This is a genomic window from Lutibacter flavus (genome assembly GCF_900188355.1).
GTDB lineage: Bacteria > Bacteroidota > Bacteroidia > Flavobacteriales > Flavobacteriaceae > Lutibacter > Lutibacter flavus.
The window spans coordinates 7501-24339 of sequence record NZ_FZNX01000003.1 but is presented as its reverse complement, the minus strand read 5'-3'; the positions used below and the strand labels follow the sequence as shown (position 1 = coordinate 24339).

At 28.4% G+C, this 16839-nt stretch carries 16 protein-coding genes (1 of these 16 only partly in view); 8 read left to right on the top strand and 8 right to left on the bottom strand.

All coding sequences use genetic code 11. The features are described from left to right. Window position 1: 1 nt before the first annotated feature. Together CHB63_RS09055 and acs are read left to right on the top strand one after the other, a co-directional pair. Entirely contained in the window at window positions 2–364 is a 363-nt protein-coding gene (locus tag CHB63_RS09055; RefSeq protein ID WP_089378156.1) for a response regulator transcription factor, read from the top strand. 51 nt (window positions 365–415) lie between these two features. Continuing rightward, window positions 416–4240: an acetate--CoA ligase gene (acs, locus tag CHB63_RS09050; protein WP_089378155.1), complete on the top strand. Its 3825-nt coding sequence runs from the start codon at window positions 416–418 to the stop codon at window positions 4238–4240. A gap of 49 nt (window positions 4241–4289) precedes the next feature. Here acs and CHB63_RS09045 read toward each other — a convergent pair whose 3' ends face one another. Then, window positions 4290–4952, bottom strand: coding sequence for a 3'-5' exonuclease (locus CHB63_RS09045; RefSeq protein WP_089378154.1), 663 nt, complete (start codon window positions 4950–4952; stop codon window positions 4290–4292). A 46-nt stretch (window positions 4953–4998) separates the two neighbouring features. After that, window positions 4999–6261 carry an oligosaccharide flippase family protein gene (locus CHB63_RS09040; RefSeq protein WP_089378153.1) on the bottom strand — a complete coding sequence of 421 codons (1263 nt, stop codon included), beginning with the start codon at window positions 6259–6261 and terminating at the stop codon, window positions 4999–5001. 64 nt (window positions 6262–6325) lie between these two features. Here CHB63_RS09040 and CHB63_RS09035 point away from each other — a divergent pair, with 64 nt between their 5' ends. From CHB63_RS09035 to CHB63_RS09015, 6 genes are all read left to right on the top strand, one after another. Next, entirely contained in the window at window positions 6326–7312 is a 987-nt protein-coding gene (locus CHB63_RS09035) for a helix-turn-helix transcriptional regulator (RefSeq protein ID WP_089378152.1), read from the top strand. Window positions 7313–7400: 88 nt separating this feature from the next. Further along, entirely contained in the window at window positions 7401–7610 is a 210-nt protein-coding gene (locus CHB63_RS09030) for a DUF6140 family protein (protein WP_089378151.1), read from the top strand. A gap of 75 nt (window positions 7611–7685) precedes the next feature. Continuing rightward, window positions 7686–7835: a hypothetical protein gene (locus CHB63_RS17155; RefSeq protein WP_176420317.1), complete on the top strand. Its 150-nt coding sequence runs from the start codon at window positions 7686–7688 to the stop codon at window positions 7833–7835. Between the two features lie 69 nt (window positions 7836–7904). Beyond that, on the top strand, window positions 7905–9671 hold the full coding sequence (locus tag CHB63_RS09025) for a hypothetical protein (RefSeq protein ID WP_089378150.1): 1767 nt from the start codon (window positions 7905–7907) through the stop codon (window positions 9669–9671). Between the two features lie 3 nt (window positions 9672–9674). Continuing rightward, window positions 9675–10199 (top strand): hypothetical protein, encoded by a 525-nt coding sequence (locus CHB63_RS09020; RefSeq protein ID WP_089378149.1) that lies wholly within the window; start codon window positions 9675–9677, stop codon window positions 10197–10199. Window positions 10200–10216: 17 nt separating this feature from the next. After that, a complete protein-coding gene (locus CHB63_RS09015) occupies window positions 10217–10561 on the top strand; it encodes a hypothetical protein (protein ID WP_089378148.1) in 345 nt (114 codons plus the stop codon). Between the two features lie 144 nt (window positions 10562–10705). Here the strand turns inward: CHB63_RS09015 and CHB63_RS09010 are convergent, their stop codons facing one another. The 6 genes in view from CHB63_RS09010 to CHB63_RS08985 are tightly spaced (at most 58 nt apart) and all read right to left on the bottom strand, a layout consistent with a single transcriptional unit that may run on beyond the window. Continuing rightward, window positions 10706–12625, bottom strand: a complete 1920-nt coding sequence (locus tag CHB63_RS09010) for a DUF294 nucleotidyltransferase-like domain-containing protein (RefSeq protein ID WP_089378147.1) — start codon at window positions 12623–12625, stop codon at window positions 10706–10708. Between the two features lie 58 nt (window positions 12626–12683). Then, the gene (locus CHB63_RS09005; protein ID WP_089378146.1) at window positions 12684–13352 is read right to left on the bottom strand and encodes a 3'-5' exonuclease; all 669 of its coding nucleotides are present in this window, start codon (window positions 13350–13352) and stop codon (window positions 12684–12686) included. 2 nt (window positions 13353–13354) lie between these two features. Continuing rightward, entirely contained in the window at window positions 13355–15271 is a 1917-nt protein-coding gene (locus tag CHB63_RS09000; RefSeq protein WP_089378145.1) for a DUF294 nucleotidyltransferase-like domain-containing protein, read from the bottom strand. A gap of 9 nt (window positions 15272–15280) precedes the next feature. Continuing rightward, window positions 15281–15829, bottom strand: coding sequence for an NUDIX hydrolase (locus tag CHB63_RS08995; RefSeq protein ID WP_089378144.1), 549 nt, complete (start codon window positions 15827–15829; stop codon window positions 15281–15283). Between the two features lie 44 nt (window positions 15830–15873). Continuing rightward, window positions 15874–16635, bottom strand: coding sequence for a lysophospholipid acyltransferase family protein (locus CHB63_RS08990; protein ID WP_089378143.1), 762 nt, complete (start codon window positions 16633–16635; stop codon window positions 15874–15876). Then, window positions 16636–16839 carry the 3' end of a M42 family metallopeptidase gene (locus CHB63_RS08985; protein WP_449560136.1) on the bottom strand. 885 nt of this gene lie beyond the right edge of the window, so the window shows 204 of its 1089 coding nt (coding positions 886–1089); the start codon falls outside the window, past its right edge — the gene reads right to left on this strand; the stop codon is at window positions 16636–16638.

The window sequence follows — 16839 nt, the reverse complement described above, 5'->3', positions numbered from 1 at the left end:
AATGAAAAAGATATTAATTGTTGATGATGAACCTAACATTGTAATGTCATTAGAATACATTTTTAAAAAGGAAAATTTTGAAGTGTTTATTGCACGTGATGGAGCCGAGGCTATTGAAATAGCGGAAAATAATATTCCAGATATCATATTATTGGATATTATGATGCCAAATGTAGATGGTTATCAGGTGCTTAGCTATTTAAAACAAAGCCAGAATTTAAATGAAATTAAAGTGATTTTTCTTTCTGCAAAAAATAAATTATCCGACATAGAATTAGGTTTGCAATTGGGTGCAGATAAGTATATCGCTAAACCTTTTTCTACAAAAAAATTGATGAAAGAGGTAAAAGAATTGTTAAAATAAATTATTAGAATCCAATGTAGTTTGGATTTAACAACAAAAACCATATTAAATATGAGCTATCAAAAACATTATAATAGAAGTATTGAAAACCCTGAGCAGTTTTGGGAAGAACAAGCGAAAAATATTGAATGGTATCAACAACCAAAATCAATTTTATCAAAAGATGAAAATGGTTTTGATCGTTGGTTTGCTGATGGGAAATTAAATGTTTGTTATTTAGCATTAGATAAGCATATTGAAGATGGATATGGAGAGCAAACTGCAATAATTTATGATTCACCCGTAACTCAACGAAAATTACAATATAGTTTTAATGAGGTTAAAAGTGAAGTTGAACGCTTAGCTGGGGGGCTTCGCGATTTAGGAGTTAAAAAAGGAGATACTGTAATAATATATATGCCAATGATTCCACATGCGGCATTCAGTATGCTGGCTTGCGCTAGAATCGGTGCAATACATTCAGTTGTTTTTGGAGGTTTTGCACCTCATGAATTGGCAATTAGAATAGACGATTGTAAGCCAAAAGTGATAATAACTGCTACTTCAGGAATTGAGGTTGATAGACTTATAGCTTACAAACCAATGGTTGATGAAGCAATTGAAAAAGCAACTCATAAACCAGATAAAGTAATTGTTTTTCAACGCAGGTTGGGAGCGCTAATGACAAAAACACATCGTTTTGTAGGGTATAGAGAATTAGTTGAAAAATCTAAACCGGCAGAATGTGTTGAGGTTTCTTCAACAGATCCGTTATATATTTTATACACTTCAGGGACCACTGGAAAACCAAAAGGTATTTTACGTGATAGTGGTGGTTATGCTACTGCCTTAAAATATTCAATGAAAAATGTTTATGGAGTAGAAGAAGGAGATGTGTTTTGGTCTGCATCTGATGTTGGTTGGGTTGTAGGACATAGTTATATAGTTTATGGACCACTTTTAAACAGAAATACTACAATAATATATGAAGGAAAACCAATTAAAACTCCAGACGCAAGTACTTTTTGGAGAATAATTAGTGAGAATAATGTGAAAGTAATGTTCACTGCTCCAACGGCAATAAGAGCTATCAAAAAAGAAGATCCGGATGGTGAGTTAATGAAAAAATACGATTTAAGTTGTTTGAAATATCAGTTTCTTGCCGGAGAACGTTGTGATATTGCTACATTAAATTGGTTAGAAGATAAATTACAAGTTCCTGTAATCGACCATTGGTGGCAAACAGAATCTGGTTGGCCAATGGCTTCAAATATGATGGGAGTGGAGGCGCTACCTGTTAAACCGGGATCTGCATCAAAACCAGTAAGTGGTTATGATATTCAAATATTAAATAGGGATGGACAGAAAGTTGGTGCAAATGAAGAAGGGTTTGTAGCTGTAAAATTGCCACTTCCTCCTGGAAATTTGTTAAATATTTGGGAAAACACAGATCGATTTGTAGAGGGGTATTTGAAAAAATTTGAGGGATATTATTTTTCTGGTGATGGCGGTTACATAGATGAAGATGGTTATGTATTTATAACAGGTAGGGTAGATGATGTAATAAATGTTGCCGGTCATAGATTGTCTACTGCTGAAATGGAAGAAATTGTTTCTTCGAATCCTTCCGTTGCCGAATGTGCAGTTTTCGGAATTGAGAATCAATTAAAAGGGCAAATTCCTTTAGCTCTAGTTGTTCTTAAATCTGGAGATTATGTATCAAGTTTTGAGTTAGAATACAATATTGTTCAAACAGTTAGAAAACAAATTGGGGCAGTTGCAGCTTTAAGAAAAGTATTAATAGTAAAGCGTTTACCTAAAACTCGATCAGGAAAAATTCTAAGAAAATTATTGAGAAATATTGCTGATGGAGTTGAATATACAATTCCTTCAACAATTGATGATCCTGAAATTATTTCAGAAATCACTCACGAATTCAAGTTACATAAAATTGGAATTTTTGAGCACGCTACAATTGAAGAAAAGGAAACACTTGATGATTTACAAGTGAATTCATTTATAAAATATTATAAGTCTTATCAACATAGTGTAAATGATCCCGAGGGATTCTGGTCTCAAATTGCGGATACTTTTACTTGGCGTAAAAAGTGGGATAAAGTAGTTGAATATGATTGGGAAACCCCAAAATTCGAATGGTTTAAGGGAGCCAAATTAAATATTACTGAAAATTGTTTGGATCGTCATTTAGATAAAAGAGGAGATGATTTAGCTATTATTTGGGAGCCAAATGATCCAAATGAGGCAAATAGAAATTTCACATATAAAGAGTTGCATTCCGAAGTAAGTAGGTTTGCTAATGTGTTAAAAAATAATAATGTAGGTAAAGGAGATAGAGTGTGTGTTTATATGCCTATGGTTCCGGAATTGGCAATTGCAGTTTTGGCTTGTGCAAGAATTGGAGCAGTGCATTCAGTGGTTTTCGCAGGATTTTCATCAGTAGCATTATCAACAAGAATTAATGATGCAGAATGTAAAGTTTTATTAACCACAGATGGAGTTTTTAGAGGTAAAAAAGCTGTGGATTTAAAAGGAATTGTTGACGAAGCATTAGAATCTACACCAACAATTGAAACTTCAATTGTTCTTAATAGAATCAATTCTGAAGTAACAATGAAAGCAGGTCGGGATGTTTGGTGGCATGATGAATTGGAGAAAGTAAATGATATTTGTCCAGCTGAAGAAATGGATGCAGAAGATATGTTATTCATATTATACACTTCTGGTTCAACTGGAAAACCAAAAGGAATGGTACATACCTGCGCAGGTTATATGATTCATACAGCATACAGTTTTAAAAATGTGTTTCAATATCAACATGGTGATGTTTATTTTTGTACCGCTGACATTGGTTGGATTACTGGTCATTCTTATATTGTTTATGGACCATTAGCGGCAGGAGCAACTACTTTAATGTTTGAAGGAATTCCTTCGTATCCAGATTATGGGCGATTTTGGGAAATTGTTGAAAAACATCAGGTAAATCAATTTTACACTGCACCAACTGCGATTAGAGCATTAGCTGCACAACCTAATGAGCTAATTGAAAAACACGATTTAAGTTCTATTAAAGTTTTAGGTACGGTGGGAGAGCCAATTAATGAGGAAGCTTGGCACTGGTATAATGAGAAAATTGGTCAACAAAAATCTCCAATTGTAGATACTTGGTGGCAAACAGAAACTGGAGGAATAATGATATCTCCTTTAGGTGGAGTAACTCCAACAAAACCAACTTTTGCAACGCGCCCATTACCAGGAATTCAACCTTGTTTGGTTGATGAAAATGGGGAGGAATTAATGTCAAATCCTTCGGAAGGTAAATTATGTATTAAATATCCTTGGCCATCAATGGCACGAACTATTTATGGCGATCATAAGCGTTATAAAGAAACCTATTTCTCGGCTTTTCCAGGGAAATACTTTACAGGAGACGGTTCCTTTAGAGATTTAGAAGGAAATTATAGAATTACAGGTAGAGTAGATGATGTTGTTATTGTTTCCGGACATAATTTAGGAACAGCACCAATTGAAAATATAATAAATGAGCACAATAATGTGGTTGAATCTGCAATAGTAGGATATCCGCACGATATAAAAGGGAATGCTTTATATGCGTATGTTATTGTATATGAAACTCCTGAAAATGATGATTTCTTAAGAAAAGAAATTAACGATTTAATTGCTCGAACTATTGGACCGATAGCAAAACTAGATAAAATTCAATTTGTTCCAGGATTGCCTAAAACACGTTCAGGTAAAATTATGCGTAGAATTTTAAGAAAAATTGCAGAGAATGAAACCTCTAATTTAGGTGATATTTCAACTTTATTAAATCCAGATGTAGTTGCGGCTATAATGGATGGATCATTGGTTAAATAAAATGCTAGATTCTTTAGCTAAAAACGCCTTCAAATTTTTGAGGGCGTTTTTAAATTAAACCTTCTTTATTTGAAGTTCTAAATAAATCGGAATAATGAACCGTTCTTTCCTTTTTTAATTTTGATAATATTTTTAAGAATAAAAGTGCTGTAATAAAAGCATCTCCAGAAGCGGTATGCCTGTCATGTTTTGGAATATTAAATTCATCGCACAAAACGTCTAAATTAAAATGGTTTTCTTTTTTACCTTCTAATTTTTTGTATAAAATACCTGTATCAATACTTTTATTTTTAAGTTTTGGGAGATTTATTCTTTTTAATGAAGCATTTATCATTTCAATATCAAAAGCAGCGTGGTGCGCAACTAAAACAGCGTTTCCTAAAAAGGAAATAAATTGTTGAATTGCTTCATTTTCATTGCTTTTTATTAGTTTTCCTTCTTTTAATAATCCGTGTATTTCAACAGTTTCGGTATTAAATTCGTTTTGGGTTATGTAAACTTCAAAATTGTCAGCAACATCAATAGTATTATTAAAAACGCCAATTGCTCCAATAGATAGAATTCTGTCTTTTTCAAGATCTAAACCTGTAGTTTCTGTATCAAAAATAACAAAACGTGTATCTTCTATTTTTTTTGAAGGTTTTTGCTTGAAACTTTTAAGGTAGTTTTTATAGAATTCAGGATATGTTTTTTGTTTAAAAAAAGAGAACATCAATTAGTTTTTTATTTCTTAATAAAGATATACAATATTTAAAAAGTTATTTCAAAAACAAAAAATTTAATTGTTTTCTGCTTTTAGTGTCTAAAAAGAGGAAACCAATATTTGTTATAAAATGGCTAAATAATACAGCTATAATTGCACCAGTAATTTCGTATTTTGGAATTAATATCATTGAAAGAATTAAATTTGAAATGCAGCCTAGAATAAACCGATATACGTTTTTTTCAATATGATTTGTAATAATTAGGTGTTTTTCAAAAATCATACCTATAAAAATAAATAGAGGTGCCCAACTAAATAGTTTTAGCATGTTATTAATTTTAAGAAAACTTTTATCAAAAAAATTATTTAAAATGTGATAGCTAAATAAGTTGTAACAAATAATAATTAAAACTCCTAATGCTAGCATATAAATAATTATTGAACTTATTTTTTGATAATATACTCGAAGATTTGTTGTGTAAGATTCTGCTAAAGAAGGAAACAATGCGTTTATAATAGAAAAACCTATACTCCAAGTTAAAGTTATTATTAAATAGTAAATGGTTGAATACAATCCATAGGATTCATCGCCATGATAATATTTTAAAATAAAATCGTCTGTTACAATATAAATTAAAATTAAAAAGTTAGACAATATTAACGGAAAAGAATTTTTCAAAAGATATTTAGCCAATACTTTAGAAAATACAAGATCTTTAAAGCTAAAAATGTTTTTAGTTTTTATAATGCTATAATATATAATGCTTTGGATTAAAAAGTCTAAAATAATAAGTGAAGCAAAATATTCAATTCCAATTTGATTCTTAACTCCGTAATATTGAAGTAGTACAACAATTAATAAACTGATAGATTTACTTATAAATACATATTTAGTTTGTTTTATAGCGTGAAAATAATATTCAAAAACATCAAACACTCTTACTAAATAACTAAAACAAATTAAAAGGTATAGTATTAATAAATTATTATCTATAAAAAAATAAGTATAAGTAAATATAACAATTAAGCTTAGGAGCCAACTAGCAGTTCTTAAATACAATGCTGTTGCAAGTATAAATTTTGTGCGTTTAGGGTAAAAAATAAGTTCACGAATGCATATTGCAGAAAGTCCTAAGAATATAATTGGAGTGAAAAAGTTAACAAATGTTTCCGCAAATTTTAGTTTGCCAATATTGAGTACCCCAAGTGAGTTAAAAATTTTAGGAATAATAATTATTGCAACTAATAAACTAGTCAATTTTTCAGCAATAAACCATTTAGTATTTAAAAAATCTTGTTTGCTAAAAAGTTGCGGCATATTTTTTGTCTCAAATATAGAACTATTAAAGTTTTTTCTTAATCTTTGTTACAAAATTATCTAAGTGACCGCTGAATTCTTTAGAAGGTATTATATTCTTAAAATTGTTTCAAATCCAAAATATTTTGGTATTTATAATGATGAATTTGTGTTGCGCCACGAACTTCAAAAAGTACTTATTAAAAAGTTTGAAGAGTTTAAAGGAAATACTTTTTTAGATAAACTAAAATTTAACAGTGAAAAAACGTTACGCAGAGATTTAGTTTATATTAAAGAATTTTTTGGAGTTGAAATTAAACTTAAAAGGAATTTTGGTTATTATATAAAAGGAGGTAAGCTTTCGTTAGAAATGGAAAATGTGTTTTATAGGGTAGAACACTTATTAATTAGTAAGAAAGCGGCAGAAAGCAGTTCTTTTATAACGTTAGATAAGGCAACTTTAAATACTAACATAGATTTATTGAGCTTGATAAATGCTATTGAACATAAATTTTTAGTTCATATATCTTACAATGGTTGGTATGATGATAATAAGTTTGAAAGTGTTGAAAAAACACAATTTCAACCATTGCATATTAAAGAAAAGCACAAATCTTGGCACTTAATTGCCTATGATATTAATAATAAAAAAATAAAGACTTTTTACTTAGATGAACGTTTAGATAAAATTCAAATTTTTAATAAGATAGTTGAAGATTCAATTGAATTTAATGAAGATGAGTATTTTAGATATTCAATTGGAATTTTAAGTGAAGGTTTAAAAGTTGAAAAAATTAGAATTAAAGTAGCCAATCATCATTTAAAGTACTTATTAGCCAGCCCTATTCATAAAAGTCAAAAATTAATTTCTTTTGCCAAGGAAATGGACTCAAATGAACATAATTATTCAAATCCTGATATGTGGGGCGAAGTTGAGGTTACTTTAAAAGCTAATTATGAGTTTGTTATGGAAATGCTTAAATACAACCAATGGGTTAAAATTATTTCTCCAAAACCTGTTGTAGATTACTTCAAAGAACATTTGGATTTAATTGCCGAATACTACAAATAATATTTATATATAATAATTCTTTTTACTTAAACGGACTTTGTTTGTCCGTTTGAGCAAGGTATGTTTGTCTTAATCCTAAAAAGGAATTATGGCAACATTTGAAATTAAAACCAAGCAAACCATTAATGTTAATGGAGAATATATAAATGAAGGATTGTCTGTACAAATTAGTTCCATGTATTCAAACCCTTTTGATGAAGTTGAAAAAATACACAAAGCCTTTACAAGAGTACACGGTATTGATTTTAAAAAGGAAGGGTATTTGAATTCTGGGTATTTTGAGTTTGAGAGGGTTTGATGGCTGGTTTTGAAATTGAAATTATAAAAAAGGGTTGCTGAAAACTTAGAGTAAGCTAACATTAAAATAGTAAATATGGCAACGTATAAATGTAGAGTTTGTGGAATTACAAAAAATGACACTCTTCTTTCAAAAATGGGGACTACTACAAAATGTAAACAACCTAATTCTAGCGCTACTCTTTCAAGTCATTCTTGGGTTAAAATATCGAACGAAAATAATTGATTTATAGAAATCAATTTAATTTGAATGAAATGTTAGTGCTTTTTTTAAAAGATTATAAAACAATATAAAATGAGTTATGAAAAAATTTTAATGGGTAATTTGAGAATTCATTATCCTGGATTGGTAAAAACAATTCAAGAGTTAGCAATTCAATTATCAAAGAGTGGAGAAATATTAAACAGAAGGGGACTTGTGTCATATCTTAATTTGAAATATGATGACCTTGATCTGAAGGAAGGTCTTTTTATAAAAAATCTATTAAAAGATGCTTATACAAATTCTCTACATTCCAAAACAATTAGTGATGCTATTATTTATAATTTCAAGGAAAATATAGGAAATGATAGGATTTATAATCCAGACAGAATATTTATAAATTGTTCTTCTTTAAGTTTTACAGATGAGTATCAAATGTCATTTAGCAATAATGTTAATTTAATTGAAAAGAGCATTCATTTAATTAAAGACAATAATTCAGTTGGTGTAATTAATAATCTGTTAAAAAGTAATGAAGAAATTAGAGAAGACGAAGTTTTTTCAATTACAGGAAGTAGTAAGGTTGATGCCGCCTATAAATATGGAAGAGAAATAGTTTCAGGTTATAAAAAACTTATTGAGGAATATGAACATATAAAGGATCTTAATTTAAATGTAATTAGTGATTTTGAATTTTTGCGAAATGAATTAAAACTATTAAGAGAAGATTTAATTCAACTTTTAATTGATTTATTTGGGGATAGAATAAAACAAACGAATCCAGATTTATTTGATTTTAATAGTGTGGAATGGTTAGATTTTGAAGATGCTTGGGAGAAAATTGACCTCTATTTTTTGAGCTTAAATAAAGATTTGGAAATTTTTGATGAGGCTTTTAATGCTCAAATGAAAACATTGCTTAACACTGGGTTAAGTAGTGGAAAAAAGATTTTTGATAATACATTAAATACATTTGAAAAGAGCGGTGCAATTTCAAAAAAAGATATTAAAGGGAAAGTTTCAGGAGCCATTGTTGGCCTTGCAATTGATGCGACTTTTAGTGTGTTGAAATCAAGAAGTGAATCTAAAAAAACTGTAGCTAAAATATATAGAGATATTGAATTAATAAAGGAACAGATGCATAATGATAGTGAAAAAATTATATCTGACATATTACGATTGGGAGGGCTTTATTCAAAATTGAAGGATAAATTAATACCAAGTTTTAAATTATTTATTGATAGTATTTCTCAAATTGTAATTACAGATATTAAGCCTTTATATACTGAAATTCTTACAATAGGGAATGTAAATGAGCTTAGAGATAAAAATTCAAAGTTACTGAAAGAAAAACGGGATATAGAAAGAGAATTAGTGGATATAAAATGGAACTTTCGTTTTATAGATGAAGAAAAAGAAAAGTATGTTAAATTGTTAAGCAATAGTAACTTTGAATATAATTATATTTTCACCATAAGACCAAAAAAGCCGTCAACCTTATATTCTATAATTTCATTAGGTAATGGAAATAAACTATATAATGAAGTAGAAAAGGAATGGAAAGAAAATTGTGAGCCTTTTGTAGAGCTTTATAAATCGTGGGAAGTTGCATTAAAAGATGAAGATGTTTTAAAGAAAATCGCAGAAAATGACATTACTCTTTTAGAAGAAAGAAAGTTGAAATTAGAAGGTTTGTTAAAAGAAAATTCATTTAAGATTTTTAATCAATTTAGTGAGAGTAATTACTCGAAAGATAAATTAGAAGCATTAATGAAGAGTGTCAAAATAATTTCAGATGCTTCAAAAACAGTATTATCCGCAGAACTAAAGAAAAAAGAAGTTTCATTATCTTTTAATTAAAATATGGATAAAATAAACTTAGCAGATAACAATTATGATTATTTAGAAAGGCATCAAAGCCAATTAATTCTCTTTGAGAATATAAAGCGTGTTTCATGTGAGATTCTTTTTAAAGAAGAAAATAAAACAAAAATAATAAACGGACTTAAAATCAAGATTGATCGTAATGAATATATGTCTTTTTTGTCGGATAATCAAAAGTACACCTTGATAAATTTAGGAATTGAAGTTGTTCAAAATGAAATTGATATTCTTGTTTTAAACAAAGAAAAGGATATATTGAGAATCTCAAATTTAATAATTAAGGAAAAATTTTTCAATAATTTTTCAAAAAAAATAGAAAATCTAAAACTTCAAATTATTAAAAATAAATCTGATTTCAATGAGGTTGAAAAGATGCTATCGAATGGTTTAAATTCTCTTGAAGAAGTTGCTTCTATTATAAGCGTAAATAATAAACAAAAAAACAAAAAAAATATTGACATTGAAATTAGTGATTTTTTCAATGGAGAAAATATTGAATTCTAAAAAATGAATAAATAATTATGAAAATAGAAACTTATTTAAGAAAAAATAAATTAGAAATGTCTACTGCTGTAAAAAAATTTTTACTAGGGAAAGAATTTAATCTTTTTGTTACAGAAGAAGACGATCATATTAAAAATACTTTTAAATCTAATAAGAAGGAGTTTGGGGATTATATTTATAAATTTAATTACTATTTATTTGTTCTAATATTATCCATTTTTCTAATCTCTCCTGGTTATAGGTCTGGTCTATCTATTTTCGTTATAATTTTTGGTTTAAAACCATTAAGTCATTATTTATCTTTAAAAAATAAGGTTGCTCGAGTTAACATTACAGGTTACAAAAAAATAAAAAGCAGCTAAAATTTAGGAGGTGAAAATAAATAAAAATAGTTAAAAACATATTTGAAAAAGAGAAGTTGAGAAAATTAATCTTTGGGGTGGATTTATTTTCTATTTAAAGAGAGTTGCGTAAAGCAGCTCTTTTTTTGACTGCCAATTTAAACATTACATCATTTGAGCTAAGTTATATCTTATATTTAGTAAATCTTGAATGTCTTTTATAGGTTTAAAACAACTTTTAAGTTTTAATTTTTCTGATTTACTTAAATTGTCTAAAGCAATATATCTACCAGAATCGTTGTGTTTTATTCCTTGTTCTGTTCTGAATCTCAATAATATTTTAAAAGCGTCTAAACAAGAAAGATATAAATCTTTATTTTGAGGTTCCAGTTCAGCAATTTTTTTAAATCTTGCAATAGTATTGTTTTCATCTTTAAAATTGTGTGAAAGTGAAATCAATCTAGCAGCATCAATTAATGGCATTAAAGCTCTACTTTTAATATCAAACTGATCTTTATGTTTACCATCGTTTTCAACCAAAAATTGTCTAAAAAAACCAAGAGGAGCAGGGTTTATTAAAGCATTTTTGCCTAAAAAGTTTAAAAATATTTCAAATGAGTTTATTGTTTTAAAAATAAATTCAGACATTTTGGTAACTAATTCTTTGTCACCATAAATTAAATTATAATCAAAAAAGATAGTACACATCATAATCGCTTTTTCGGTTGGTTTTGTAATCCAAGTATTAAATTGAGCGTTCCATTCACAAAGTGACAAACACCAATTTGGATTACTTGCCATCATTTCTGCAGGGCAATATTCAAAACCAACAATGTTTAATTTTTCTGTAATTTTTTTTGACAGCAGTAAAAAGTAGGATTTTGTTTTACTATAATCTTCCTCTTTTACATCATTAAACACCAAAGCATTATCTTGATCAGTAATAAGTAATTGTTCTTTTCTACCTTGACTTCCTAATGCTAGCCATCCAAATTTTACGGGTGGTTTTGTATCCATTTCATTTAATGAAAGTTCAATTGCCTTGACGGTAATTGCATTAGTAATTTCTGAAATAATATTTGAAATGAAAGTGATAGGGATTCTTTGCTCAATATAACTTTTTAATAAGGTTGAAGCTTTTTCTCTTATATATTTTAAGGTATTTACATCCTTTGCACGTTTTATTTCTTTCATTAAAACCGAAGGATTGTTTCCTTGTAAAACCACAATATCATGTTCGGACATAATTCCAATCAGTTCAGTATTTGGTGTGCCGTCTTTTGTAATACATAAATGTGTAATTTTATGTTTTAACATTGCTATTTGAGCCTCAGCTGTTGTAATTTTTTCAGAAACTGTTATTACAGGAGAAGACATTATTTCAGATACTTTTTCATCTATGGAAATCAATCCAGTAGCAATTTTTAATCGCAAATCTTTATCTGTAATTATTCCAATTGGATTCTTGCTTTCAATAATTAAAATTGAGCCAACCCTTTTAGAACTCATAATAAGAGCAGCTTCCTTAATTGTTGTGGATTTTGAACAAGTTACAGGGTTTTTACTGTATTCAGCTGTACGAAAATCTGTTAAATTTGAATTGTTGCTTTCTAGTGTCTCAACATTTGCAAATAAATGCCTAGTACTATTTTGGGCATATGGAGTTTTAATATTTGATGAAAAACTAGCAATTAAAAATTTATTTACCTTGTCATTGCTTGCGATAATCTCTTTTAAGATATCTACCGAAATAGCATATAAAATAGATTCTTCATTTGCTTTGGCACTCATTAAATAATGATCATTTTGAACTAAGGGGCGAAGCCCAAAAATATCACCTTCATCACATATATCAACTAATATTTGGTCGTTTTCTATTGCTCTATATAAACCAATGGCTCCATCTTTAACAACGTAAAAATTTTGATGAGGGTTTTCTTCTTGCTTAAAAACAAACGTATTATTTTCAACATATATTACTTTTACATTTGTTGAGATTTTTAATAATTGTTCCTTATTTAATATGTCAAAAGGAGGGAAGTTTTTTAAAAAATCAAAAATGCGTTCGGCAATGGTGTTTTTCATGTTTTTGGAATGATGATAAACACTAAAGTTACAAAATTTTAAGTTTTAAAAAAGAAGGTTATTTATTTAAATAATAGTTGGTTTTTATTAAATCATTTAAATTAAGAGCGTTATTTTTTTTGAATTTATTTGTCAATTTTAAAAACAAATAGGCTGTTAAAAGTGCATCACCAGAAGCAGTATGCCTATCGTGCATTTTTATATTATAAATTGTACAAAGTTCATCTAATGAAAATAATTTTTTAAACCGATGTTCAGATGCAATTTTTTTATGAATATAATTAGTGTCAAGTTGTTTAGATTTTAATGGTCCAACATTTAATCTTTTTAATCCTTCATTAATCATTGAAATATCAAATTTTGTATGATGCGCAACAATTATGGCGTCATCTAAATATTCAAGAAATTTGATAAGTCCTTCCTCTTCACTTACTTTAATTTCGTTACCATTTTTTCTAATTCCATGTATTTTCACGGTTTCTTTATTAAAAACATCTTGTTTTATATAAACCTCGAAAGAATCTGAAACGAGTATTTTATTATTTTTAATAGCCACAGCTCCAATACATAATATTCGATCATTATCGTAATCAAAACCCGTTGTTTCGGTATCTAGAGCAACAAATCGTATGTTTTCAAAATTTGAATATTTTATACTTTCTGAAACTTTTTTAATATGATTTTTCCAAAATTGAGGGTATTTTTTTTTCTTAAAGAAACCAAGCATAATTATCCAATTTGAGTTGTTTTAAATCGAAGTTTTATTGCTTCTTGAACATTTTTAATAGGGTTAAAACAGCTTTTTAGTTTTAATCTATCAGCTTTACTTAGACTATTTATATCAACATACCTTCCTGTGTCATTATTTGCTAAACCTTGAGAAGTTCTAAAGGTTAATAATATTTTAAAAGCATTAGAGCATGATTCAAACAAATCTTTGTTCTGTGGTTCAACTTCCATTAATTTTTCAAATCTAGCAATAGTGTTATTAATTTGAAGACCATGATATAGTGAGAATATTCTGGCAGCATCAACCAATGGTCTAATTGCTCTGGATTTTATATCAAAATTATCTTTATTTTCTCCATCTTGTTCAACTAAAAATTGTTTAAAAAAGCCAAGTGGCGGAGGGTTGTCTAATGTTGCTTTACCTAGAAAACTTAAGATTATCTGATTTTTTTTAATAAATTTCAGTACACTTCTAGCCATTTCATCGTATAATTTTTGATTTCCATGAATTAATTCAAAATCAAAAAATATGATACTTAATAATATTTTTTCAGGAATTGGGTCCTTAATCCATTCTTTAAATTGTTGTTTCCACTGATCAATTGATAAACACCATTTTGGATTACTAGCCATTATATTTGCCGGGCAATAATCAAAACCAACAATATTTAATTTTTCAGTTACTTTGGTTGCTAGTTTTAAAAAATAAGCTTTTACACTATCATATTGTTCCTCTTTAACATTTTCAAAAACCAATGCATTATCTTGATCCGTCATTAATAATTGCTCTTGTCTTCCTTGACTTCCAACTGCAAACCAAGAATAATTTACAGGTGGTTTACTACCAATTTCATTAATTGAAAGTTCTATTGCTCGTTTTGTAATTGCTGTATTTATTTCTGAAATTACCTTTGTCACAAAATAAATAGGTATCTCTTGTTCAATGTATCCTTTTGTAAGGTCAGCTGCTTTGGATCTGATAAACTTTAATGTCTCGGCGTCTTTAGCATTTTTAATTTCTTTTATTAGCAATAAAGGATTGTTTCCTTGAATTAAATTTAAATCATGTTCAGATAAAATTCCAACAAGTTCAGATGTATTTGTACCGTCTTTTGTAATACATAAATGAGAAACTTTATGTTTTAATCTAGCAATTTGAGCTTCAGCAACGGTTATATTTTCGGGAAAAGTAATTACCGGCTTTGTCATTATATCACCTGCAGTATCTGTAATTTTATAAAGACCAGTTCCTATTTTAGTCCTCATATCTTTATCAGTTATAATTCCTATTGGAATTTTATTATCAGTAACAACAATTGAGTTTATAATGTTTTTTGTCATTGTTAAAGCAGCTTCTTGCACAGTTATATCTGAAGAACAAGTTATTGGATTTCGGGTGTATTTTGCACTCTGTGCTTCAATAAAATTGGTCTCAGGCTTTTTTATTGCTTTAATATTTGCAAATAATTTCCCTTTATGTTTATCCGAAAAAGGATCTCTTGTATTTGTTGCAAAACTTGCAATTAAGAATTGACTTACTTTTGGGTAATTTAAAATGATATCATTAAAAAGGTCAATAGGTATACCATATAATATAGATTCTTCATTAGCAGCGGCACCCATTAAATAATTCTCTTTCATAATTAATGGACGTAAACCAAACAAATCACCTTCGTCACAAATATCTATCACATGTTTTTTATCTGCTCCAAACCTATATAATCTAATTGCGCCTTCATAAACAATATAGAAATGTTTATGAGGATTGTCATTTTGGCTAAATATTATTTGATCTTTTTCAAAATAATGAATCTCAACATTTTTAGCTATTTCCAATAAAGTTGATTTGGGTAAAAGATTAAATGGCGGATAATCTTTTAAAAAATCAAGAATTCTTTCTGCGATGGTATTCTTCATTGTATTATTTTAAATGCAGTTGTATTTTTTTATTTCATTAAATACAAAGGTATAATAATCGTTTCCGTGTGGAACAAAATTATTTAATGGATTATTAATTGAATTAATTAGCTTTTTAAGGCTGATTTTTTTTATTTCAGAAACTTCTTCTAATTGAATTTTTAAAGAATTTAGATCAAAATTATTTTCACATATATATATATGGTGTAATTCGTAATCAATTAGATTCTTATGATGTTTGATTTTCTTTTTGGAAGTCCCTATAAAATGTAAATCATTTTCAGATAATTGCAAACCAATTTCTTCTTCAACTTCCCTTAATGCAGAAACAATTGGTTGCTCATCTGCGGAAATATGTCCGGCAACAGAAACGTCCCAAAGGTTTGGGAAGGTATCTTTTTTAGCAGCTCTTCTTTGAATTATAACTTCTTTAGCTGAATTAAATATCCAAATATGAGCACTTGCATGAAATAACCCTTTTTTATGTGCTTCAGATTTCAAACAAGTTTCCCCTGTCTTTTTGCCATCCGCATTTAGTATGTCAATATATTCGTCCATGTTTTTTTAAAAATCGAATATGTGTTCTTTACTTTTTACAAATTTTAATTATTATTTGTATTCCATTCATTTCTAAAGCGAATAAGTTCATTATCAATGCTAGTTTTTGAAGTTGAAATTAACTTATCTACATTATTAGATGTAACTGGCTGAAGATAACTGACTTTAATTTCAGTTTTCCATTTTCCAAAACATCTTAAAAAATGTGGAACAAAGGTATCGTCACCTACCCAAGCATCATTTAAATTTTTGTAATCAATTGCAATAGGGATAACTGGTACACCCAACTCTGCAGCCAAAACAAATGCTCCTGGTTTAAATGCGATAGTTTTAGGTTCGATATGTGTTGTTCCCTCTGGCGTATTTAATATTGAGAATCCTTTCTCTAAAATTTCACGAACTTTATTTTTAGTAAAAGCTCTGCTATCTTTACATTCTCTCTTTACAAATATTGCTCCTGTTGATTTAGCTACCATTCCAACCAAAGGCCATGATTCAACTTCTTTTTTTGCAACGGGATATGCCAAAATATTTTTTAAAATAACAATACCATCAAAATAGGTTCTATGATTTGATATAATTAATCCAGATATTTTTGGCTCATTACCATATACCGTGATTCTTGAACCTAAAATTTTATGTAATATTCTAATAATTTCTCGCCTGTAAATAATACCCCGTTGAATTTTCTTTTCCTTTTTCTTATAAAAAATATTTGTAATTAATAAAAAAACAAAAATAGTAGATGTAACTAGCACAAATATAACGAGCCTCGTAATTGCTAGTACATATCTTAATAAATTCATTTATTTAAAATAACTAAACGATTCACCTTCTTCAATTTTTAAAAGTGTTTCATAAATTAAACGAATCACATTTTCTACATCATCTTTATGAACCATTTCTACAGTTGTATGCATATATCTTAATGCTAAAGATATTAATGCAGAAGGAACTCCACCATTACTATATGCGAAAGCATCTGTATCTGTTCCAGTTGCACGAGAAGA

Bases quoted from the DNA above. Each gene is read 5' to 3' on its own strand.
- CHB63_RS09055 (WP_089378156.1), top strand. From the start codon at position 2: ATGAAAAAGATATTAATTGTTGATGATGAACCTAACATTGTAATGTCA.
- acs (WP_089378155.1), top strand. From the start codon at position 416: ATGAGCTATCAAAAACATTATAATAGAAGTATTGAAAACCCTGAGCAG.
- CHB63_RS09045 (WP_089378154.1), bottom strand. From the start codon at position 4,952: ATGTTCTCTTTTTTTAAACAAAAAACATATCCTGAATTCTATAAAAAC.
- CHB63_RS09040 (WP_089378153.1), bottom strand. From the start codon at position 6,261: ATGCCGCAACTTTTTAGCAAACAAGATTTTTTAAATACTAAATGGTTT.
- CHB63_RS09030 (WP_089378151.1), top strand. From the start codon at position 7,401: ATGGCAACATTTGAAATTAAAACCAAGCAAACCATTAATGTTAATGGA.
- CHB63_RS17155 (WP_176420317.1), top strand. From the start codon at position 7,686: ATGGCAACGTATAAATGTAGAGTTTGTGGAATTACAAAAAATGACACT.
- CHB63_RS09025 (WP_089378150.1), top strand. From the start codon at position 7,905: ATGAGTTATGAAAAAATTTTAATGGGTAATTTGAGAATTCATTATCCT.
- CHB63_RS09020 (WP_089378149.1), top strand. From the start codon at position 9,675: ATGGATAAAATAAACTTAGCAGATAACAATTATGATTATTTAGAAAGG.
- CHB63_RS09015 (WP_089378148.1), top strand. From the start codon at position 10,217: ATGAAAATAGAAACTTATTTAAGAAAAAATAAATTAGAAATGTCTACT.
- CHB63_RS09010 (WP_089378147.1), bottom strand. From the start codon at position 12,625: ATGAAAAACACCATTGCCGAACGCATTTTTGATTTTTTAAAAAACTTC.
- CHB63_RS09005 (WP_089378146.1), bottom strand. From the start codon at position 13,352: ATGCTTGGTTTCTTTAAGAAAAAAAAATACCCTCAATTTTGGAAAAAT.
- CHB63_RS09000 (WP_089378145.1), bottom strand. From the start codon at position 15,271: ATGAAGAATACCATCGCAGAAAGAATTCTTGATTTTTTAAAAGATTAT.
- CHB63_RS08995 (WP_089378144.1), bottom strand. From the start codon at position 15,829: ATGGACGAATATATTGACATACTAAATGCGGATGGCAAAAAGACAGGG.
- CHB63_RS08990 (WP_089378143.1), bottom strand. From the start codon at position 16,635: ATGAATTTATTAAGATATGTACTAGCAATTACGAGGCTCGTTATATTT.